Genomic DNA, 21,762 nt, shown 5'->3' on the forward strand with positions numbered 1-21,762 from the left:
AGATAGAACCCGCTTAAAATTTACTATGGGCAAAACAATAATAATCTCTAATCGCCTACCCTTACAAATAAATATTACTGAAGATGAAAAATTAGAAGTTACACCCAGTGTCGGAGGACTTGCCACAGGATTAAAAAGTTTTCATGAGGAAGGAGACAGCATATGGATTGGATGGACAGGCCTCTCTGCTGATGATATTCCCGAAGGGATGGAGGAGGAAGTGAAATCTGAAGCCAGGAAACAGGGATGTATACCCGTCACTTTAACCACAGAAGAAATTGAAAAATTTTATTACGGCTTCAGTAACCGCACCATTTGGCCTTTGTTCCATTATTTTATGGAATACACAGAATTTCACCCCGATCATTGGGAGGCTTATAAACAAGTAAATGAAAAATACGCCGAGGCAGTTGTAGAGCACCTTGATGATGACGATGTGGTCTGGGTTCACGACTACCAGCTGTTGTTATTACCCGAGTATATTAGAAAGAAAAATTCGAAGGTAACTATTGGCTTTTTTAATCATATTCCTTTCCCTTCTTCTGAAGTTTTCAGGACCCTCCCGTGGAGGGAAGAAGTATTAAAAGGTATGCTGGGGGCCGATCTTATTGGTTTTCACACTTATGATTATGAGAGACACTTCCTGCGCTCTGTCAATCGAATACTTCGCCACGATATTAACTTTAATAGTGTCAATATTGGCGGCCGTATAGTGAGGTCGGATTCGTTCCCGATGGGAATAGATTACAAGAAATTCAGAACCGCCGCAAAAGAGCATTTTAATCAGCCGCGAAGTGAGAACTCCGATATCCAAAAAAAGCTGGATTATCACAAATATGTGACCCGCAACACCAAATTGATACTTTCTATAGATCGTTTGGATTACACCAAGGGAATTGCCAACAGAATCAGGGCATTTGGATATTTCCTTGAGAAGTACCCCGAGTATCAGGAAAAAGTGAGGCTTATTATGCTGGCGGTGCCTTCGCGAACAAATGTTCCGCAGTACCAACTATTGAAAAAAGAGATTGACGAGCTGGTGGGCCGTATCAATGGTAAGTTTGCTTCAATAAACTGGACACCTATCTGGTATTTTTACCGCTCAATGCCCTTTGAAAATCTTATTGATCTTTACACCTCCAGTGATGTTGCACTCATCACCCCTACCCGTGACGGGATGAACCTGGTTGCGAAAGAATACGTCGCCACCAGGACAGACCAAACAGGAGTGCTAATTCTTAGTGAAATGGCAGGTGCGGCACATGAATTAAATGAGGCGCTTATCATTAACCCTAATAATTTTGAACAAATAGTAGACAGCATAAAACTGGCTCTCGAAATGCCCAAAGAAGAGCAGGTGCGTCGTAATAAGCTGCTTCAAAAAAGGCTTAAGCGGTATAATGTAGAGAAGTGGGCTAAAGATTTTATGAAGAGCCTGCGGGAAACCAAAGATTCCCGAAAAGCTTTCAAGGCTATACAAATTACAGAGAATATTAAAAAGGACCTTTTTGATAAATATAGTGCGGCACAGCGCCGCATCCTGTTCCTGGATTATGATGGCACCCTTCGTAAATTTGTGGACAAGCCCGATGACGCCATGCCCGATCCTGATCTCCTTCAATTGGTTACAAGACTTGGGGAACAAAAAAACACACGGGTAGTACTCATAAGCGGAAGAGACAAAGAAACCCTTGGAACCTGGTGGAAGAATGTTCCCATAGAATTAATTTCTGAACACGGGGTCTGGAACCGACCGGTAAATGAAAGCTGGCAATTAACAGAAAATCTCAACAATAACTGGATGTCCTCTGTTCGTCCTGTTTTGGAGACTTATGTAGATCGAACTCCCGGCACCTTCATTGAAGAAAAGAACTTCTCTCTTGCGTGGCATTATAGAAAAGCAAATCCCGAATTAGGCGAAGTAAGAGCGAATGAACTTTCGGCAGTCCTTAAGGACATGATCTCTAATCATGGCTTAACCGTGTTACAGGGAAATAAGGTTCTTGAAATTAAGAATAGCGGAGTAAATAAAGGTAAGGCAGCCAATAAATTGCTGGTAGAAAAATACGATTTTATCTTTGCCATAGGTGATGACTGGACCGATGAATACCTGTTTACTGAACTTCCGGATCAAACAGTAAGTGTTAAAGTGGGAAGGAATAAGACTAAGGCAAAATACTACGTAGATGATGTAGATGAGGTGCTTGAATTATTGGGGCAATTTGTAAGCCTTACCCGTTGATATAGGAACAAAAACTGTTAAAAAGGAGTAAATATTAATTGTTATTTTAAATCAACCTTAACTCTGGTTTTCCATACGGAACCTGCAAATAAGGTATATTAGCAATTGGATATTTAACCATTATCGAATTTAGAAAACAACGAAACATGAAAACAGGAAAAATTTTAGCAGGAATACTTTCAGGGGCTGCTCTTGGTGCTGTAGCAGGATTATTATTCGCACCAAAAAAAGGATCTGAAACACGCAAAAACATTGCTGATAAAGGCAACGAATATATGTATGGAGCCAAAAGCAAATACAATGACCTAAGCGATAATCTTTCTCACAGATATGATTCTGTAAGATCAAAGATTAAAGGAAAGTCTAAAGAACTTCAAACAGAAATGGACGGAGATGATAAGATCATCTACTAAGCCTTCTTGAAGATCTAAATTAAAGCTGCATTTCATGCAGCTTTTTTTATGTATTATTTTTCCTATTTTGTAACCAGGAATCTAAAAAATTAATATGCTTAAAAGTGCCATTTTTGCCACCTTTCTTTTTTGTGGTCTTACCAGCTTTTCTCAAGAGGTTGCACCACCACAGGTAGACCTTAGAATTTATGATATAATTGAATCCGTTTCAGCCGATGAAATTGAAGCCGATATTCGTCGCCTCGCCGGTTTTGGAACACGAAATACCTTTAGCGATACCGTTTCAAATACCCGCGGAATTGGAGCTGCCCGGAGGTTTATTAAAGCCGATCTTGAGAAAATTTCCAATGAGTGTAATAACTGTCTCGATGTATTTTACCAGAAGGATTTTGTCACCAAAGAAGGGAATAATCGCGTTCCCAAAGATGCATGGGTAGTAAATGTAGTGGCCGTGCAAAAAGGGACTAAATATCCAAACCGCTATGTTATCATGAGCGGTGACATTGATTCCCGCGCGAGCAACACTATGGATTTCAACACAGATGCTCCGGGAGCCAATGACAATGCCAGCGGAATGGCAGGAGTTATGGAGGCGGCACGTGTGCTTTCAAAATATGATTTTGAGAACAGCATTATATACCTTGGACTATCTGGAGAAGAACAGGGATTGTTTGGGGGACAGGGTTTTGCTAAAATGGCTAAAGACGAAGGCTGGGACATCATAGGAGTTCTAAATAATGATATGATCGGCAATATTAAAGGAGTTGACGGAGTAATTGATAACCGTAGCTTCAGGATCTTTTCTGAACCAGTTCCTCCCACAGAAACCGAGGACGAAAGAAGAATGAGAAGGTATTACGGAGGAGAAGTAGACGGTATTTCACGACAATTAGCCCGTTATGTTCATCGTACTACCGAAACCTATATGCCTGAAATGAACCCAATGATGATCTACAGACTTGACAGGTTTGGGCGTGGAGGCCATCACCGGCCTTTCAATGATCTTGGATTTGCAGGAATTAGGATCATGGAAGCCCATGAGAACTATAACCAGCAGCATCAGGATATTCGTACTGAAGATGGGATCGAATATGGAGATGTTATTGAACATGTAAATTTTGATTACGCTGCCAAGCTAACCGCTGTGAACGCAATCACTATGGCAAGTCTGGCATGGGCACCACCTGCACCTGAAGAAGTAATGATTGGTGGAATTGTAGAACCTTCGGCCAAATTAAAATGGGAAAAAGTGACAGGCGATAATGTAGCCGGTTATAAGATTTACTGGAGGGAAACGACCTCCCCTCAATGGCAGCATTCCCGATTTGTCGGGAATGTAGACAACTTTACCCTCGAGGGAATAGTAATAGATAATTTCTTCTTTGGTGTTTCGACCGTAGGGAAGAATGGAAATGAAAGTGTGGTAGTGTTTCCATCCGGCACCTTTTAGGGTCAAACAATAATTCCGGAAGCAAATTTTTTTTGAAATTTTAAATAGGGATCAAACGATCCCTATTTTTTTTGAATGTCCAATGGCTTTTCCACTGTCTTTAAAATAGCAGGTGGCAACTCCAAGATCCTCGATATTTTCTAATACCTGAATTATTTTCTCTTTCTGCCGTTTTGAAGTTTGCCTAATGTAAATAGCTTTAATGTTCAAGGGGAACATTTTTGTTATGCGCTCATACAGGTAAGCATCCTGCTGGGAATCATCTCCCATTAAAACATATTGAAGTTGTGGATAAAAAGAAATAACATCTTTGATCTTGATAAATTTATGATCATGACCACCTCTACCGGTAAATAGAAAATCCCCCAGACCGGTTTTAATACTTTTTAATTTTATTACAGCTTTGGGAAGCTTATGTTTACGTGCAAACTGCAGAATAAATTCATATAAATTCCATTCACTGCTGGAAACATAAAAAAATGAATTGAATTGTCCTTCTTCCTGCCCGGCTCGGCTTAAAGCCTGGTAATGGGGAACAACATCGTCGAAAATCTCACGGTTATCAATATTTTGGGTAAGGATCACATATAGCTTCTTGAAAAAATTCTGGGTGTGAGAAATTAGAAAAGTATCATCAATATCTGATATTATTCCCAGTTTACTTTTAAACGGCTTAAGCAACTCTCCTGTCTCAACCACTCCAATCTCTCCAAATTGACAGGTGACCGAGTATTCGTGCCAACCGCTCTCCAGGAATTTGTTATAAGGCAGATTAAACCTGAAGTACCCGTCATCTGTAGTTTTTGTAACCACCTCAAGGCTTCTAAAATTCAATTTCACTGTGGCATTTTTTATGGGACTAATCGTAAACATCTTGTAAACAGATTTTGCATGCCTGTAGCCCCTGCGGTCAATTTCATATTTATCTGGTGCCCAGGACTTAAAAACATGTCCAAACACTACTAATTCCTGATCATTCACATAACCCCGGTAGAGCTTAATGTCTAACCTCATATTTAATATTTTTTAACTACCTATCCCTCCCAAATTAGTTATTTTTAGGCACAAGCTCAATAAAAATGACAGACTTTAGCAGGGTTTTAATGGTAGTTAACCCGATCTCGGGTGGAATAGATAAATCAGATATCATCGAGGAGGTTAAAAAACAGGTAAAGGAGAAGGGTTACGACCTGGATATCTACTACACCACCGGCAAGGACGATAAAGAAGCCCTGTTTTCTAAAATAGAAAATTATGCCCCTCATCGTATTGTTTCTGTAGGTGGTGATGGAACTATAAAATTGATTGCCGAGCTTCTTAAAGATGATTCTGTTCCTATTGGAATATTCCCTGCCGGTTCTGCAAATGGTCTCGCCGAAAACTTCAACCTTCACGGCAGTGATGAATATCTTGCGGAAGTAGCTTTGGGGGATAAATTTGAAATTATGGATTCTATTCTCATAAATAATGAGCTTTGTCTACATATAAGCGATATTGGATTAAATGCTGAACTGATAAAAAATTATCAGGAAGGTAATATCCGCGGAAAATTGGGTTATTTATTAAAGTCTATCCCAACCCTTATAAAAAGTGATTTTCCTTTCCAGTTCGAAATTCAGGTGGACGGAAAAATAATCTCCCGCAACGCAGTTCTTATAGCTGTTGCCAATGCCAGGAAATATGGTACTGGTGCCAATATTAACCCTCATGGCAGGTATAATGACGGCAAGTTCGAGATCCTCATATTTAAAGAATTCAATATTCCCGAGATCCTTAAAACCTTCAGCGAAAATGCAGAACTTGATGAAGATTTTCTGGAAATCATTTCTGCCGAAGAAGCCCGAATTTACAGTGACAAAAAGATCCCATTCCAAATAGATGGCGAATACAGGGGAGATATTAGTGATGTAACTGCCAGCATATCACCGGTAAAGATTAAAATTGCAGTTCCTTAAAAATAACTCTCCACATCTTCAACTACGCTAGCATTCTCGCAAATAATTAGCTATTTTAATGCTTAATTAACAATAATTTAGGCTGCCCTTAATTAAATTGGGCTGCCAAATGAGTAATTTAGATGTACAATCTAACTAATTAAAAAAAGAACAATTATGGCAGAGATTAAGATCGAAAAGAAGAAACCAATTTGGCCTTGGATTATCCTGGTACTGGTTATCCTTGCAATACTATACTTTTTAGTATTTGCCGATGACGATGATGACTTAGACGAGGTAGAAACTGAACAGGTTGAAGAAACTACCTGGGAGGAAGAAGACGCCGAAACCACCACCTGGGAAGACCAGACTGATACCACAGAATGGGATACCAGTGGGGGAGTTGAAGGTTATTTGGCCTACATCTCAGATCAGGAGAAAATGGGTATAGATCATCAATACACTAATAATGCTCTTATTGAGCTTATTAATGCCGTACAGGCAAAAGCAGATGAGATGAACTTCGACATTAGCGCCGATATGGCATCTGTAAGACAGGAGGCACAGGCAATAAAAAGTGACCCAATGGCTTTAACCCATGCAAATACTATTAAATCTGCAGGGACCAAACTGGCTAATGTGATGGAAAAAATGCAAATGGAAGAGTTTCCTAATCTTTCCAGTGATGTAACTGAAGTAAAAACTGCAGCACAAAACATTGAGGGATCTACTCCTACCCTTGACCAAAAAGATCAGGTAAAAAAGTTCTTTGACGAAGCAGGAGACTTACTAGAGAAAATGAGCTAACCAAAAAAGAAAGAAATTATGACAGATAGAAAAGAAAATAGAAAACATTTGTTTTACCTCAATGAGCTTTCCGACTTTAAAGTTGACAGTGATGATCCAGATGTAAGAGGATGGCCTGTGAAGGATGTTGACAACAAAGTAATAGGGAAAGTAGATAACCTGTTGGTAAGCAAAGAAAAAAGGAGAGTTGTATATCTCGACGTGGAAGTAGATAAATCCATAATTGATGCAAACCATGATCCATATGGAAAGTCTGCATCTGGAGACGTACACGAGTTTATAAATAAAGAAGGAGAAAATCATTTGATCCTTCCTGTAGGACTGGCAAGATTAAATGTGGATGACAAATTTGTCTATACAGATAAAATTGACCACCGCACCTTTGCCGAGACAAAAAGGATGGAAAAAGGATATGACGTAGACCGTGAATATGAAATGGTTGTTCTTGAATCGTACAACCGCGAAGATCGAAATGACAGAGACAGAGATCTTGGTTCACACGATAAGGATGAGGAAAGAAAAAGAATGAGAGATGCCGATAGAAAAAATGACCTTTCTGATAGAGATCGTAACGTAAGTGACCGTGACCGAACCCTTACAGACAGAGATCGTGGAGCTGTAGATCGCGATCGTGACCCGCTTACCGGAAATGAATCTGGAAAACATTCTGACCGCCGCGGCAGCGGAACAATTCCCGAAGATGATTCTTTCTATGATAGAGGAGAATTCGATCAAACCAAATATCGGAGATAACAGGTAGTTACCTGTAGAAAGCAGGGCTTTTAAAAAGTATTCACTGTTTCCATTTTTAGAAAGCATTAAAGAAACCAATTGGACTTTAATGAAGAGATGGGATCCAGGATGCTTTTTAAAAGCCTTTTTTATAATTCAATAAATTACCTATGAACTATAAAAAAATAAAATTCAAAAATTCAGAAGGCCTGGACCTTTCAGGTTATCTGGAACTTCCTCTTAACAGGCATCCTCACAGTTACGTTCTTTTCGCCCACTGCTTTACCTGTAATAAAAATTTCTTTGCAGTTAAAAATATTGCACGGGCACTTTCCGCAAAAGGATATGGCGTACTGCGTTTTGATTTTTCGGGTCTGGGAGAAAGTGATGGCGAATTTGCCAATACCACTTTTTCCGGGAATGTGGAAGACCTGCTTGCAGCTGCCGATTTCCTGAAGCAAGAGTATAAAGCACCCGAAATGCTCATTGGTCATTCCCTGGGAGGGGCTGCAGTTATTTTTGCTGCAGAAAAATTATCCTCTGTAAAAAGTGTAGTCACCATTGGAGCTCCCTCCTCCCCTGTTCATGTAAAAAACTTACTGAAATCCAGTCTCGAGGAAATTGAGGAAAAAGGTGTAGCTCAAGTGAATGTTGGAGGCAGGAATTTTACCATAAAGAAAAAATTCCTGGAGGACATCAATACCCATGACCTTACCAGTTTTGCACGGGATCTAAAAAAGGCATTTTTGATTATGCATTCCCCGCAGGATTCCGTAGTAGAAATTAGCAATGCAGAAGCTTTATACAAAAGTGTGAAACATCCTAAAAGTTTTGTTTCGCTGGATGGCGCAGATCACTTGTTAACCAATAATGAGGATTCAGAATATGCAGGCAGCGTTATAGCCTCCTGGGCATCCCGATATCTCGAGATCCCAGAAGAAAAAGATTTGGCGACAAAACATCAGGTGGTTGCAAATTTGGGCGAAGAAGGATTCACTACCCAGATGAGGGCAGGCAAACATTACTTCACGGCCGATGAACCAAAATCCTTTGGAGGAGAGGACTTTGGTCCTTCTCCATACGAACTTCTTTCTGCCGGTCTTGCCGCCTGCACCTCCATGACCATCCAGATGTATGCCCGGCGTAAAAAATGGCCCCTTCTTAATGTTGAGACCCACGTAGATCACCAAAAAAGTCACGCGGAAGATTGTGAGAACTGTGAAAGAAACACTGCGAAAATCGACGTTTTTGCGAGGGAAATAGTTCTTGAAGGAAATCTTGACGAACAGCAGCAACAAAAGCTCTTGGAAATTGCCGATAAATGCCCTGTTCATCGCACTCTTTCAAACAAGGTGAAGATAACGACGCAATTGAAGAAAATTTAATCTTACATCGGAAAGAATTTATGTCTTGAGCTGCATTTATCAGCTTTTTAAAAAAGCAGAAGAGATTTATATTTTTTCTTAATGGTTTTCTTTCAATGCAGTTGGAGCAGAAAATTAAAGCTTAGTAAAAGCCTGAAAATCACCTGATAATTTTATGGCCTTTAGCCGAGATTTCTTCCGAAATTTTCAGCTATTGTTAAGCTCTCCTTAATTTTTTGGCAAATGAGGTAGCATACTCTAATTTAGTGGGCTGAAAAATAATCTAAAATACCAACTATGAAACGAATTGGACTATCCCTTTTTCTTATTACCGCTATAACATTAACCGGTTGCAGAGATGAGAAAGAATCTGCCGAGGAGCGCGTAGATGAACACACTAATCTTACTCAGCAGGAAGAAGAGGTGGGACCTGGTGATACTTACGTCCAGGATGAACTTACTGTCCAAATGGAGCCTCGCAGCGGTAGTAATGTATCGGGGACAATAACATTTACTCAGGAGAACGGAGAAGTGACTATGACAGCAGAACTTGCAGGACTTGAGGAAGGAATGCATGCTATCCACCTTCATGAAAATGCCGATTGTTCTGCAGAAGATGGATCCTCTGCCGGAGGACACTGGAACCCTACTTTTGAAGATCATGGTGAATGGGGAGATGCAGGCGGTTACCATAGAGGAGACATAGGCAACTTTGACGTGAACTCCAGTGGAGAAGGCAGTATTACATTTACTACAGATGAGTGGTGTATTGGCTGCGAAGATGAAAAGAAAGACATCCTGAATAAAGCAGTGATCGTACACGCCGGTGTAGACGATTTCACTTCTCAGCCTAGTGGGAATGCAGGTTCAAGAATAGGTTGTGCAGAGATAAAGTTATAAGGGCCATTAAAGCACAAATTAACAAAAAGCGGCCTGGAGGCCGCTTTTTTTATTGCAGTTTTAAGCCTTTTTCACAACTATTAAACAAATATCTGTAATTAAAAATTTTATTTTATTCACTAATGCTAACACTAAAAACAATGAAAAAAACAAAGATTATTAATTATTGGAGCTTTATTTTATTCATTTCATTTCTCATGGTTTCTTGTGGAGAAGCAGAGGAAAGAAATGAGCCTGTTGAAGAAGTTGAAAATACTGAAAACACCGCCCTGGAAACCCAAAGAGAAGCGGATGTAACCTTAACACAGGCGGAACGTGATGCCTTAATGCCTGCTGATGTAGTAGCAGAATTTAAGGGAGGAAATCTTCGATTTATTCAGGACAGCCTTACCCCAAGAAATCGGGAAGCCAGAAGGGAAGCAACTGGATCGGCACAATATCCCACGGGAATGGTTCTCTCATGTATCGACAGCAGGGTTCCTGTAGAAGAAATATTCGACCAGGGACTTGGTGATATTTTTGTTGGTCGTATAGCGGGTAATTTCGCAGATGAAGGAATGCTTGGAAGCATGGAATTTGCAACCAAAGTTGCAGGTTCAAAGGTAATAGTGGTAATGGGCCATGAAAGTTGTGGCGCAGTAAAATCTGCCATTGCAGGCGTGGAGCTTGGAAATATTACTGGAATGCTGAACCATATTGAACCGGCAATCGACATGACCGAAGGTTTTTCTGATGATCAAAGAACTGTTGAGAACAAGGAGTTCGTTGACGCAGTAACCCGAAATAACGTGCTTCACACTATAGATGTGATGAAGAATGAAAGCACCATTATAGCCGAAATGGCCGAAAATGGAGAGATAAAAATTGTAGGAGCTGTTTATGATGTGGATACAGGACGCGTAGATTGGTTAGAATAAAATATTCACCATAAAAATTTAGCCGGCTCAAAAGGATCTTTTTTGAGCCGGCTTTTTTTATACCTTTTTCTGATCTACTTCCAGGTTCTCCTTATTACTTTTAAAAGGCCTGATGATCAATCTTGCTGCTTTATCAAAGTTTACATAGTTGTAGACCCAGTTGAAAAAGGTTATAAGCCTGTTTCTGAAACCTACCAAAAAGTAGAGGTGAATGAACATCCAGATGAACCAGGCAAAGAAGCCTCCAAATTTTAGATTTCCAAGATCAACTACAGCTTTATTTCTACCCACAGTTGCCATAGTGCCTTTATCATTGTATTCAAAAGCCTGCATTTTTTCCTTATTCAGGATCCTCTTTATATTTTTTGCCAAATGTTTTCCCTGTTGAATTGCCGGTTGTGCAACCATAGGATGACCTTTTGGATAATCTTCATTGCTCATTAAAGCAATGTCCCCAATAGCAAAAATATTCTCATAACCTTTCACCTGGTTGAATACATTCACTTCATATCGATCGGCCTTATCGACAAGTGCAGAGGCATTCAATCCCTCCACGGGTGCACCCGATACTCCTGCTGCCCAAATAAAAGTGGAAGTATAAAAAGTTAGATCTTCTTTATTTGTTGTCACCTTATTACCATCATACTCCTGCACCATGACATTAAGATGAATATCCACCCCAAGTTCCCTCAGGAACTTTTCGGCTTTTTTAGATGCTTCGGCACTCATGGGAGGCAGTACCCTGTCAAGCCCTTCCACGAGATGTATCTCCATTTCGGCGGGATCCAGGTCCCGAAAATCCTTTGGCACGATGTGATTTCGCACTTCGGCTATAGCACCACAAAGTTCAACGCCGGTTGGACCTGCCCCGGCCACCACAAAATTAAGAAGCGCCTTCCGTTTTTCGGGATCTTCGGTGATTACAGCCTGCTCAAGATTTTCCAGGATCAAACTCCGAATATTCAATGCCTGCGGAATTGTTTTCATCCACATGGCATTCTTCTCAATACTTTTATTTCCGAAGAAATTTGTCCGAGAGCCTGTAGCCAGAACAAGATAATCATAAGCAAGTTCGCCAATTGAAGTTTTGATCTTGTTCTCTTCAGGAATAATACGCTGTACTTCGGTGAGCCTAAAATAACCGTCTTTGCTGTGACGCGTGATCTTTCGAAGAGGGTAAGCAATGGAATCGGGTTCCAGCCCCGAGGTGGAAACCTGGTATAATAAAGGTTGGAAAGTGTGGTAATTATGACGATCCAGCAGGACCACCTGTATTTTCTCCTTTAGAAGATGCTTTGCAATTGAAATTCCCGCAAAGCCGCCACCAACAATGACAACACGGGGGTACTCGGAAATTGGAATATTCATCCTTTATGAACCTTTATTTCAAAGTTAGAGCTTTCCTCACAGAAAACAGAAGATAAATAAATTTTAAGGGAATTGTAACAAGTACATTACTTTCGCTACTTATAATAGTCTAAACAGCCTTGTGAAGAAACAACTGGAACATGAATTTGTGAGTAATCTTGAAAAGCACCAGAATATTGTGCACAAGATATGTCGCATGTACACCAATGATAAGGATTCACATAACGACCTGTTCCAGGAGATAACAATACAGCTTTGGAATGCTTATCCAAAGTTTAGAGGTGATTCGAAATTTAGTACCTGGATGTACAGGGTTGCACTAAATACCGCTATTACCCTTTACAGGAAATCTAAAAAAGAGCTGCATACCCAAAACTACGATGAGATAAGCTTTAAAATTAAGGCAGAGGCTTATAATGATGAAGTTGAGAAACAACTGCAACTAATGTATAAAGCTGTAAAAGAATTAAATGACATTGATAAGGCACTGGTTTTTTTATACCTGGAAGACCAGTCTTATAGAGAAATTTCAGAAATGTTGGGGATATCTGAAGTCAATGCACGCGTGAAGATGAACAGGATCAAAAAAACCCTTAGAAATATTTTAAATCCGTAGTACCTACGATATGGATGAACTTGAATTTTTAAAACAAAACTGGAAAAAGCAGGAGGAAAATCTTCCAAGGCTTTCCTATGATGATATTTACAGTATGATATGGAAGAAATCCTCTTCCATAGTTAAGTGGATCTTTGTGATAAGCATTGTGGAGTTACTAATTTCCACTTTATTCACTATTTTCATGGCCGATGCCAATTACTGGGATCAATTGGAGCAATTACATCTAAAGAAGGTGACTATTTTTGTGTATGTAATTAGCTACCTCATAACCTTCTACTTTATTTACTGTTTCTACAGGAACTACAAAAGAATTTCTACTACAGATGATGCTGCCACGCTCATGCACAACATTCTTAGAACCCGTAAAACTGTAAGGACTTATATCGCCTATGTTCTTATTTCAACAGGAATATATTATTTAGTCATTGGTTATCTCACTGTACAAAATCACCAATTGATACAGAATATAGAAGATACTTCTAAATACACCTTTGATGCTATGGACTGGGTAAAATTCACAGTAGTATTTGGTATCATTCTAGCTGTTTTTCTTCTGGCCCTTTGGCTTTTTTACAGGCTTATCTACGGAATTCTCCTGCGCCGACTCAAGAAAAATTACAGGGAGCTAAAAAGACTGGAAATATAGTAATGGAACTTCTAAGTTTAAATTCTGAAAAATTCGAAAAAGTAGGGGCAGCCTTAGAGCTTGAGTTACTTTTGAAGGACCTTGAGGTTCGGGAACTTCCCGAAAACACGGTAGCTCTAATTAATGAGCAGATCAAAGAAGTGAACAATCTTTCTCCTGAAGCTAAGAACCTTAGTAAGAAAATAAAAACGGCCGAAAGCAGGATTTTAAACCTCCTTGCAAAAGGACCCGGAATTGTTCCGAAGAATTACTATACCACTTTATGGCTTCCTCTTGGAATGAGCGCCTTTGGGCTACCCATTGGAACCGCAATCTTTGCTATAACTGGAAATGTTGCCTTTATAGGTATCGGCCTGCCAATAGGAATGGCTGTTGGCAGCTACTACGGTTCAAGCCTAGACAAAAAAGCTGAAAAAGAAGATCGGGTTCTTAATATTGATAAGCAGTAGCTGAAGTTCCGTTTTTGAAGCCGGGGAAATATCTTCCAAAAATGTCATTTCCGGAACCTAATAAAAAGGTACTGCAAATAAACCGGGGCGCACAGCCTTCTCCTGAACACTGATCACCAACTTCAGTATGAAATCTAATATTCCCATTGGCGGGTCTTGTTCAACTCTTCCATGACTTCGAGCTCTTCTCTCGGAATAACTTTCAGGAAAGAAGGATGTTGTTCAATTGCATATTCCAGCTTCTCTACGATCTCTTCCACAGTTTCATTATCATAATCGATAACAAGTGGTTCTTTAATCTGGAAACTCTGCAGAATACCTTTTTTTCGTATTCTCAGACCTTTTTTATCAAAAGAACGTCTAAACCCATCAATAACGATTGGGATCACTATTGGTTTGTACTGTTTGATTATGTGAGCAGTTCCTTTTCTAATAGGTTTAAAAGGCTTGGTTGTTCCTTGCGGGAAAGTGATCACCCAACCATCCTGTAAGGCAGTCCCAATGTTTTTATGGTCATCGGGGTTTACTTCCCGTTGTACTTCTTTTCCTTTTTCCCGCCAGGTCCTTTCGACCGAAACTGCCCCTGCATAAGCCATCATTCGTGTGAGAAAGCCGGCATTCATAGTTTCTTTGGCAGCCACGTAATAAATATTGAGTTTGGGCTGCCACAGGTATCCCACATTTTTAATAGAATCTACCCTACCGCTTAATGCCGCATTGAAGACATGGAACATAGCAGTAACATCGGCAAAATAAGTTTGGTGATTAGAGACAAAGAGAACATTATTGTCGGGCAGGTTTTTGATGATCTCAGAACCTTCAATGTTAAGTTCGTTAAATCCTCTGTATCGTCTGTGCGAGAGCACTCCAAAGATTCGGATCAACCATTTTTTGAAAAATAAATAGTGTCCAAAAGGATTCTTTTTCAATATCCCCATTTGTTCCCTTACATTTTAAAGAAAGAACAAATATACTTAATTATAACTTACAGAAGCTGCCTCAGGATTTCCTTCATTTCGCTCAACATCATTGCAGTAGCTCCCCACACCACATGGCCATTAAGTAAAAAAGCGGGCACTTCGATTTCCCGGGCGTAAGATGTACTTAAAGTTTCCCTGATCAAACAGGAGTCTCGCATAAAATCTTCAAGTTTTATTTCCAGTACAGATTCCACCTCTTCCTCCTGTGGTATCAAAACAGGAGTTTTTTTCATCACTCCCATAAAAGGATGAACCCAGAAATTACTTGGAGGAATATACAAGCGTGACATTTCTCTCATTATTTCTACTTCGTGCTGGGGAATACCCACTTCTTCTTCTGTCTCCCGCAGGGCAGTATGTGCCAGGTCCCGATCATCTACTTCTACCCTGCCTCCGGGAAATCCTACTTGATTGGAATGTACACCTTTGTAGGTTTTTCTTAAGATCAAAACAAACCGTGTCTCCCCGCTTTCTCCCGGGTAAAAGACCGAAAGAACCGCAGCCTGTTTCGGGTTTTGCTTATCGACATCAAGGTTTTCCAGTTCCTTCATGCGTAGCGTGGGGGCCAATTTAAAATGCGCCTCCTCTCCCGGAAGTGTAATTTTCCTTAATTTAGGGCTTAAACTTAGAAAATTCTGAAAATCCATGAGATCGAAATTTTTCCTGATATTGATTTTGGCGGCAGCCGTTTTTGCAAGTTGTGAAGATAAAAAAACTTCAACACAAAACGAGGTTGAAACTATGCTCGAAGAACCTATCCAACCAGATAGTTCCCGCCTAGACAACACAAAGGTGGAAGAGGTTGTGGAAGCCGAGGTAGAACAGGAAAAAAGGAAAGGACCTCTTTTGGTACAGGAAGAATTGATTCCCTTTCTTATGGAATATGCTAAAGAGCATGACGAGAACAGGGTACGAATAAAGACCCGGTTTGGGGATATTGATGTTGAACTATTCCGGGATACGCCACTGCACCGTGCCAACTTCCTTTATATGGTCGATCAGGATTATTATGATGGTACTTTTTTTCACAGGGTTTCAGAAGGTTTTGTGATTCAGGGAGGAAATTCAGACAATCCCGACACAAATAAAAAACGCCATCGTATAGGAGAATTTCTTATACCCAGTGAATTTGAAGCCGGACATCGACACGTTCGGGGTGCTCTTGCTGCTGCAAAATATTCTGAACAAAACGTGAGTAAAGCCTCTTCTCCCTATGAATTCTATATTGTTCAGGATCCCGGAGGTGCACCACACCTAAACAATGACCACACTGTTTTTGGAAGGGTAATTTCGGGTATGGACGTGGTAGATGAGATAAACAAAGTCCCTACAGATGAGAGCGAGTGGCCATTACGGAATATCCATATTGAAATGGAAATTATTGACTAATTAATGTCTGGTATAGAAACTGTAATCTTTAAGAACAGTTTTTAAAAATTGGACCGGTTTTTCTTCTGGTGTGACCTGAAGTAGTTCTGACACCCGGTTCGCCAGTTTCGCTATAACTCTGTAGTTTGAATTATGAAGAGAATTTTTATAGATATCCTTAATCTCCTGCACATCACGGTCTGAGAGGGTAGTAACCTGCGGGTATACCGGCCGGTAATCTTCGGGAACATTTACCAGGAGGGTCCTGTCAAGCCCTGTCCTCACTCTTTCAGAAATAACAGTCGTACCCGCAGCAAGATCTCCCAGGCGCTGCCCTTTACCATTCATTAAAATGGTAACGACCGCAACGCTCCCACTGGTTAGGGTAATATCGACAATTCTTAAAAGCCACCGCACCAGGTAATTTGAAAACGCAGGTTTCGAACCATCCAATTTTACTACCCTAAGGTCCAAAGCAGCTTTCCCTGGCGATTGACCGTTCCACAGGCTCTCCCATAACAAAAAATATAGCAATAACGGTAAAATAACTACACTTACAAAAAGCCATTCCTGTCCCTGGCTGGCGTCAAGACCACCCATTAGCATAGTTGCAACTATTATGTAGGCCAGCATGATGAGCCCGTCAATAAGATATGCCAGTATTCGCTCCCCTACCCCGGCAACATTTTGAGTAATGCTTATATTTTGGGCAGTTTCAATTTGAAAATTATCCATTTAATATGTTTCTTTGAGACAAAATAGCAAAGAATGCGTGAGGCTGCTTTTGTGAAGCAAAATAAGGATAAATGGCAAAGATTTGAAAGCGCCCTGCAAAATAATGCAATATTGTCTCCCGGTGAATTATCGGTACTATACCTCGAGGTGACAGATCATCTTAGCTATGCGCAGACTTTCTATCCCGGCAGCAATACATTTCACTACCTAAATGGCCTTTCTTCAAGGGCACATCAAAAGATCTACCGCAACAAAAAGGAACCCAAGAGCAGGTTCATTACTTTTTTCACTGAAGAGTTTCCGCGGGAATTTTACCGGTATCAAAAGCAGTTGTTGCTGGCCTTCCTGGTTTTTGTACTATTTGTAGCAGCAGGAAGTTTCTCTGCTTCGAGTGACGGAGCTTTTGTTCGCTCTATCCTGGGTGATGCTTATGTCAACATGACCTTAGAGAACATTGCCAATGATGATCCCATGGCTGTTTATAAAAAAATGGGGGAAATGGAAATGTTTCTCGGGATAACGATCAACAATGTAAGAGTAGCTTTAATGGCCTTTGTTTTTGGCATTTTTGCGGGATTGGGGACTTTATATATCATCATGCAGAATGCAATTATGCTGGGTTCCTTCCAATACTTCTTTTATGAAAAAGGATTATTATGGGAATCGGTAAGGACCATCTGGATTCACGGCACCATAGAGATCTCGGTGATCATAGTCGCTGCCTGTGCCGGTCTCGTTGTTGGGAAGGGCATTCTTTTTCCCGGCACCTATTCCCGGCTCACCTCTTTTGTAAACGGAATAAAGGCCGGACTCAAGATCGTAATTAGCACTATTCCTTTCTTTGTAATAGCCGGTTTCCTGGAAGGTTTTGTTACCAGGCAAACCCAGATGCCCGATTGGCTGGCCATACTCATCATCACTGGCTCCCTGGCACTTATATTATTTTACTACGTTTACTATCCCATTTATTTAAATAGAAAACCACCCAATGTCCCAACCAATCGAATTTAGAAAACAGCGTGAGCTGGGAGATATCATTACCGATACCTTTAAATTTCTCCGTCAAAACCTGAAGCCCCTGTTTATAAATATTTTTAAAATTACAGGGCCAGTTTTTGTTATCCTCATTCTTGCCATAGGATATTATTCATACCTGGGGATGGATCTACTCTCCAATCCATTTTTAGTGGAGACTTCCGAGGTAAATGTGGAGACCTTCTTCATTTCGGTGTTTATCCTCTTCGTTTCCCTGGTGGCATTTTATGTGCTTCTTTACAATACAGTCCTGCATTATATTAAAAGTTATATTGAAAATTCGGGAGAAGTAGATCATAACGAAGTTTCAAGAGGTGTGAAAAGAGACTTTGGAAGCATGTTAGGACTTTCACTAGTTTCTGGGACCATCTTTGTTACAGTCTTAGGAATTCTGATCACATTACTGATTTTTGCTGGTATCCACCCAATTCTTTCGGTTCTGGTAGGTATATTACCAGTAATCTACCTTTGGGTTCCATTAGCCCTTGCGCCGGCTATACTCATCTTTGCACGTACATCGATCATGGATTCCATAAGCTATTCCTTCAGGCTTGTTAAAGACAACTGGTGGGCAACATTTTTTACTCTTTTTGTAATCACCCTGCTCATATACATCATTGGTCTCATTTTTCAATTTCCGCTTATGATCTATATGTTCATTAAGGCTTTGGTAATGTCCCAGGAGGGAAGTATTTCCAGTCCCGCCGATATTGTGGATTGGGTGTACGTATTTTTTAACGTGCTCTCGTCACTCTTCCAGTACCTGCTTTCGGTTATAGGCGTAGTAGCTTCTGCTTTTATTTATTACCACCTGGACGAAAAGAAAAATGCTACGGGTACTTATGAACGTATCTCAAACCTGGGGTCTTAAAAATGGCAAAATTCCTCCTCTTTTTCCTTTTCGGCTTCAATCTTTCGGTATCTGCCGGGGAGTTGGTGATGCCGGTACAAACTTCGGAAGAAGAGCTGGTACCTTTAGACTTTTCTGAAGAAACTATTAAGGAGTTCAAACAGGATCCCTACTACGATTATTCCGAAGCAACGGCCGAAGATCATTGGTGGAGCAAATTTAAAAGATATATTGGGCTACAATGGGAGCGGTTCCTAAACTGGATGTTTGGGGATTATGAGGCTCCCCTGCTGCTGGCCATTCTTCTTGATATCCTGCCTTATCTGCTGCTGGGTTTGTTGCTCGCACTCATTCTCTATCTCTTCGGAAAAATGAACCCCGGAAATTACCTTTTTGGGACACCATCTCGTGGCGAACTTCATTTCAATGAAGAGGAAAAGATCATCAAAACGAGAGACATCAAAAAACTAATTGAGAAAGCCGTAGCGGCCGAAAATTACCGTCTGGCTATCCGCTATCACTTTCTTTATATCCTTCAGCAATTGTCGCGTCAGGAGCTTGTGATCTACGATGCCTCCAAAACCGACGAGGAATACGTGCAGGAAATCAAAGCTCCCGAACTTCAACGCCGTTTCAAAAGACTTAATCGTATTTATGATTTTGTGTGGTACGGGAATTTTGCCACCACAGCCCTGGATTACGACAAGATCAAAAATGAGTTTCTATTAACCGAAGAAATAATTCAGCCACAGCATGAGCAAAGCATATAAGATCACACTTGCCCTGCTCGTTCTGCTGCTGGTTTTCCTCACCTGGCTGGAGGCCAATGAACCGCAGGAATTAAATTGGAGCCCCAGCTATTCGGCCCTTGATAAGATCCCCCTGGGAACAAAAGTGCTTTTTGATAACCTTAAAGAACAGGACCTGGAATTAAAGGAAGTCAATGTTCCTCCTTTTGAATTTCTGAATGACACCACTGTCACCGGCACTTATTTCTTTCTTAACAATGGGCTTGGCTTTGATAAACATGAGCTTAAAAAGATCTTTGAATGGGTGGCAAAGGGAAATACTGCTTTTTTTATAGCCGAGCAATTTAGCGCAAATCTTCTCGATACCCTTGATCTAAAAAAGGAAACCCTTACGCCCGAAAAAGGTTTTTCCTCAAAACCTTTATTGAACCTCAAGAATCCTGCGCTCAAGAACTCACAGCCTTTCCTGTTTGATAAAGAGACTTACCAGGATATTTTTATACTTTCAGATTCTTTGCCTCAGGATGTTCTTGGGGTAACCCAGCTTAAGGGGGATTCAGCTGAAATTACTTCGTCAAAAGTTAACTTTTTGAGGGATACTGTTGGAAAAGGCCTGGTGTATTTACATTCCACCCCAAAAGCTTTCAGCAATTATTTCCTGCTACAGGACAACAATGCTGAGTATGTTGAAAAAGTTTTGGCTTACCTTCCTGCTCAAAAAGTTGTTTATTGGGATCATTATTATAAAACGGGAAAATCATTCTACACCTCTCCCCTCTTCGTGATCCTAAACAGTAAAGCCCTGCGCTGGGCCTATTATTTTGTGATCATAGGCAGCGTATTATTTATCCTTTTTGAAGGGAAACGTAAGCAACGAAGTATTCCAATTGTCCAACCGCTACGGAATCAAACTCTGGATTTCACCCGAACCATTGCAGGACTTTACCTGGACCGGGAAGATTACAGTAGTATTGCATCAAAAAAGATTACTTTATTTTTGGAATATGTTCGTACCCATTACCGGGTTCCCACGGGGAATGTAAATGAAAGTTTTTATGAAAACCTGGCAGTGCTAAGCGATAATAGTAAAGAAGAGGTCAAAAAATTATGGCAATTCATGCAGAGACTTGAAAAAAATCAGTCTGTGTCAAAAGAGGAATTGCTACAGTTAAACAAAGCCATGGAGGCTTTTAAAAAGAAATAAATGGAAAACGAGGAAATCAAGAACGACGAGATCACTTTTGAAAACCGCATTCCGCTCGAGGAATTAAAGTCGGCAGTAGAAAGTGTGAAGGCTCAGCTTTCACATATCATTATTGGGCAGGAGAAGTTTATAGAACTTTTGATCATTGGTTTGCTGGCTGATGGGCATGTACTCATTGAGGGAGTCCCTGGGGTAGCAAAGACGATCACTGCAAAACTGTTTGCCAAAACCTTAAAAACCGGATTTAGTCGCATCCAGTTCACCCCCGATCTTATGCCGAGTGATGTATTAGGGACCTCGGTACTCAATGCAAAAACTTCTGATTTTGAATTTAAACCGGGTCCCGTTTTCTCCAATATTGTCCTAATCGATGAGATCAACAGGGCACCGGCCAAGACACAAGCTGCCCTTTTTGAAGTGATGGAAGAAAGGCAGATCACCATTGACGGAAAGCAGCACAGCATGCCACCGCCATTTATGGTGATTGCCACACAAAACCCTATTGACCAGGAGGGAACTTATGCCCTTCCCGAAGCGCAACTGGACAGGTTCCTCTTTAAGATTAATGTTGCTTACCCGGCGATGGAAGAGGAAGTGAGAATACTGGAAACACATCACGAACGGCAGGGAGCCGCACCTCAAAATGAGGTTGAAGCGGTTTTAGATCCCGAAAAACTGCGGGTACTGCGTTCTCAGATACAGGGAGTAAGAGTTGAAAAGAAACTGCTTACCTATATCGCCGAAATCGTAAGCAAAACAAGAAATCATCCGCATTTGTACCTGGGAGCCTCTCCCCGTGCGTCTATTGCGGTGATGAATGCTTCAAAAGCAGTGGCGGCAGTAGATGGAAGAGATTTCGTTATTCCCGAAGACATTAAAAAAGTACTGGAACCCGTGCTGGGTCACCGCATTATTCTTTCTCCCGAACGCGAAATGGAAGGCAGTACCACGGCTAGTGTAATAGATATGATAACTCATTCTGTAGAAATCCCGAGATAAT

General features: G+C 40.7%; 23 protein-coding genes. 18 read left to right on the forward strand and 5 right to left on the reverse strand.

What is annotated here, in order from left to right; translation table 11 throughout:
• Nucleotides 1–25: 25 nt before the first annotated feature.
• The 3 genes from LA313_RS04840 to LA313_RS04850 all read left to right on the forward strand — a co-directional run bounded on the left by LA313_RS04840 (nt 26) and on the right by LA313_RS04850 (nt 4,105).
• Entirely contained in the window at nt 26–2,242 is a 2,217-nt protein-coding gene (locus LA313_RS04840) for a bifunctional alpha,alpha-trehalose-phosphate synthase (UDP-forming)/trehalose-phosphatase (RefSeq protein WP_228913538.1), read from the forward strand.
• 146 nt (nt 2,243–2,388) lie between these two features.
• Nucleotides 2,389–2,655, forward strand: a complete 267-nt coding sequence (locus LA313_RS04845; protein ID WP_228913539.1) for a YtxH domain-containing protein — start codon at nt 2,389–2,391, stop codon at nt 2,653–2,655.
• Between the two features lie 94 nt (nt 2,656–2,749).
• The gene (locus LA313_RS04850) at nt 2,750–4,105 is read left to right on the forward strand and encodes a M28 family peptidase (protein ID WP_228913540.1); all 1,356 of its coding nucleotides are present in this window, start codon (nt 2,750–2,752) and stop codon (nt 4,103–4,105) included.
• A 51-nt stretch (nt 4,106–4,156) separates the two neighbouring features.
• Here LA313_RS04850 and LA313_RS04855 read toward each other — a convergent pair whose 3' ends face one another.
• Nucleotides 4,157–5,119 carry an App1 family protein gene (locus tag LA313_RS04855; RefSeq protein WP_228913541.1) on the reverse strand — a complete coding sequence of 321 codons (963 nt, stop codon included), beginning with the start codon at nt 5,117–5,119 and terminating at the stop codon, nt 4,157–4,159.
• 65 nt (nt 5,120–5,184) lie between these two features.
• On the opposite strand from LA313_RS04855, the gene LA313_RS04860 reads away from it, so the two are divergent.
• The 6 genes from LA313_RS04860 (at nt 5,185) to LA313_RS04885 (ending at nt 10,759) form a co-directional block, all read left to right on the forward strand.
• Nucleotides 5,185–6,060 carry a diacylglycerol/lipid kinase family protein gene (locus tag LA313_RS04860; protein ID WP_228913542.1) on the forward strand — a complete coding sequence of 292 codons (876 nt, stop codon included), beginning with the start codon at nt 5,185–5,187 and terminating at the stop codon, nt 6,058–6,060.
• A 156-nt stretch (nt 6,061–6,216) separates the two neighbouring features.
• Nucleotides 6,217–6,846: a hypothetical protein gene (locus LA313_RS04865; protein WP_228913543.1), complete on the forward strand. Its 630-nt coding sequence runs from the start codon at nt 6,217–6,219 to the stop codon at nt 6,844–6,846.
• Between the two features lie 18 nt (nt 6,847–6,864).
• Nucleotides 6,865–7,599 carry a hypothetical protein gene (locus LA313_RS04870; RefSeq protein ID WP_228913544.1) on the forward strand — a complete coding sequence of 245 codons (735 nt, stop codon included), beginning with the start codon at nt 6,865–6,867 and terminating at the stop codon, nt 7,597–7,599.
• A gap of 149 nt (nt 7,600–7,748) precedes the next feature.
• On the forward strand, nt 7,749–8,963 hold the full coding sequence (locus LA313_RS04875) for a bifunctional alpha/beta hydrolase/OsmC family protein (protein WP_228913545.1): 1,215 nt from the start codon (nt 7,749–7,751) through the stop codon (nt 8,961–8,963).
• Between the two features lie 276 nt (nt 8,964–9,239).
• Nucleotides 9,240–9,842: a superoxide dismutase family protein gene (locus LA313_RS04880; protein WP_228913546.1), complete on the forward strand. Its 603-nt coding sequence runs from the start codon at nt 9,240–9,242 to the stop codon at nt 9,840–9,842.
• Nucleotides 9,843–9,982: 140 nt separating this feature from the next.
• Nucleotides 9,983–10,759: a carbonic anhydrase family protein gene (locus LA313_RS04885; protein ID WP_228913547.1), complete on the forward strand. Its 777-nt coding sequence runs from the start codon at nt 9,983–9,985 to the stop codon at nt 10,757–10,759.
• Between the two features lie 57 nt (nt 10,760–10,816).
• Here the strand turns inward: LA313_RS04885 and LA313_RS04890 are convergent, their stop codons facing one another.
• Nucleotides 10,817–12,127: an NAD(P)/FAD-dependent oxidoreductase gene (locus LA313_RS04890; protein ID WP_228913548.1), complete on the reverse strand. Its 1,311-nt coding sequence runs from the start codon at nt 12,125–12,127 to the stop codon at nt 10,817–10,819.
• Nucleotides 12,128–12,248: 121 nt separating this feature from the next.
• On the opposite strand from LA313_RS04890, the gene LA313_RS04895 reads away from it, so the two are divergent.
• The 3 genes from LA313_RS04895 to LA313_RS04905 are packed head-to-tail and all read left to right on the forward strand — an operon-like array spanning nt 12,249 to nt 13,841.
• A complete protein-coding gene (locus tag LA313_RS04895) occupies nt 12,249–12,743 on the forward strand; it encodes an RNA polymerase sigma factor (RefSeq protein WP_228913549.1) in 495 nt (164 codons plus the stop codon).
• A gap of 10 nt (nt 12,744–12,753) precedes the next feature.
• Nucleotides 12,754–13,392, forward strand: coding sequence for a hypothetical protein (locus tag LA313_RS04900; protein WP_228913550.1), 639 nt, complete (start codon nt 12,754–12,756; stop codon nt 13,390–13,392).
• A gap of 2 nt (nt 13,393–13,394) precedes the next feature.
• The gene (locus LA313_RS04905) at nt 13,395–13,841 is read left to right on the forward strand and encodes a hypothetical protein (RefSeq protein WP_228913551.1); all 447 of its coding nucleotides are present in this window, start codon (nt 13,395–13,397) and stop codon (nt 13,839–13,841) included.
• A gap of 134 nt (nt 13,842–13,975) precedes the next feature.
• Here the strand turns inward: LA313_RS04905 and LA313_RS04910 are convergent, their stop codons facing one another.
• Together LA313_RS04910 and LA313_RS04915 are read right to left on the reverse strand one after the other, a co-directional pair.
• On the reverse strand, nt 13,976–14,779 hold the full coding sequence (locus LA313_RS04910; protein ID WP_228913552.1) for a lysophospholipid acyltransferase family protein: 804 nt from the start codon (nt 14,777–14,779) through the stop codon (nt 13,976–13,978).
• 47 nt (nt 14,780–14,826) lie between these two features.
• Nucleotides 14,827–15,468 (reverse strand): NUDIX hydrolase, encoded by a 642-nt coding sequence (locus LA313_RS04915; protein ID WP_228913553.1) that lies wholly within the window; start codon nt 15,466–15,468, stop codon nt 14,827–14,829.
• Here LA313_RS04915 and LA313_RS04920 point away from each other — a divergent pair.
• Complete coding sequence (locus LA313_RS04920; protein WP_228913554.1) at nt 15,467–16,210, forward strand: peptidylprolyl isomerase; 744 nt, start codon at nt 15,467–15,469, stop codon at nt 16,208–16,210. The two genes, LA313_RS04915 and LA313_RS04920, sit on opposite strands and share 2 nt — an antisense overlap.
• Here LA313_RS04920 and LA313_RS04925 read toward each other — a convergent pair whose 3' ends face one another.
• Nucleotides 16,211–16,924 carry an RDD family protein gene (locus tag LA313_RS04925; RefSeq protein ID WP_228913555.1) on the reverse strand — a complete coding sequence of 238 codons (714 nt, stop codon included), beginning with the start codon at nt 16,922–16,924 and terminating at the stop codon, nt 16,211–16,213.
• Between the two features lie 33 nt (nt 16,925–16,957).
• On the opposite strand from LA313_RS04925, the gene LA313_RS04930 reads away from it, so the two are divergent.
• From LA313_RS04930 to LA313_RS04950, 5 genes are read left to right on the forward strand one after another with little or no spacing between them, the layout of a single operon-like run.
• Entirely contained in the window at nt 16,958–17,935 is a 978-nt protein-coding gene (locus tag LA313_RS04930) for a stage II sporulation protein M (RefSeq protein WP_228913556.1), read from the forward strand.
• A complete protein-coding gene (locus LA313_RS04935; RefSeq protein WP_228913557.1) occupies nt 17,913–18,830 on the forward strand; it encodes a hypothetical protein in 918 nt (305 codons plus the stop codon). The genes LA313_RS04930 and LA313_RS04935 overlap by 23 nt, the downstream gene beginning before the upstream one ends.
• 2 nt (nt 18,831–18,832) lie before the next feature.
• Nucleotides 18,833–19,579, forward strand: coding sequence for a DUF4129 domain-containing protein (locus LA313_RS04940; protein WP_228913558.1), 747 nt, complete (start codon nt 18,833–18,835; stop codon nt 19,577–19,579).
• Nucleotides 19,563–20,762 carry a DUF4350 domain-containing protein gene (locus LA313_RS04945; RefSeq protein WP_228913559.1) on the forward strand — a complete coding sequence of 400 codons (1,200 nt, stop codon included), beginning with the start codon at nt 19,563–19,565 and terminating at the stop codon, nt 20,760–20,762. The genes LA313_RS04940 and LA313_RS04945 overlap by 17 nt, the downstream gene beginning before the upstream one ends.
• Nucleotides 20,763–21,761, forward strand: coding sequence for an AAA family ATPase (locus LA313_RS04950; protein WP_228913560.1), 999 nt, complete (start codon nt 20,763–20,765; stop codon nt 21,759–21,761). It abuts the gene before it with no gap.
• The last annotated feature ends 1 nt before the right edge of the window (nt 21,762 follow it).

Source organism: Salinimicrobium sediminilitoris, from assembly GCF_020866905.1.
Lineage (GTDB): Bacteria > Bacteroidota > Bacteroidia > Flavobacteriales > Flavobacteriaceae > Salinimicrobium > Salinimicrobium sediminilitoris.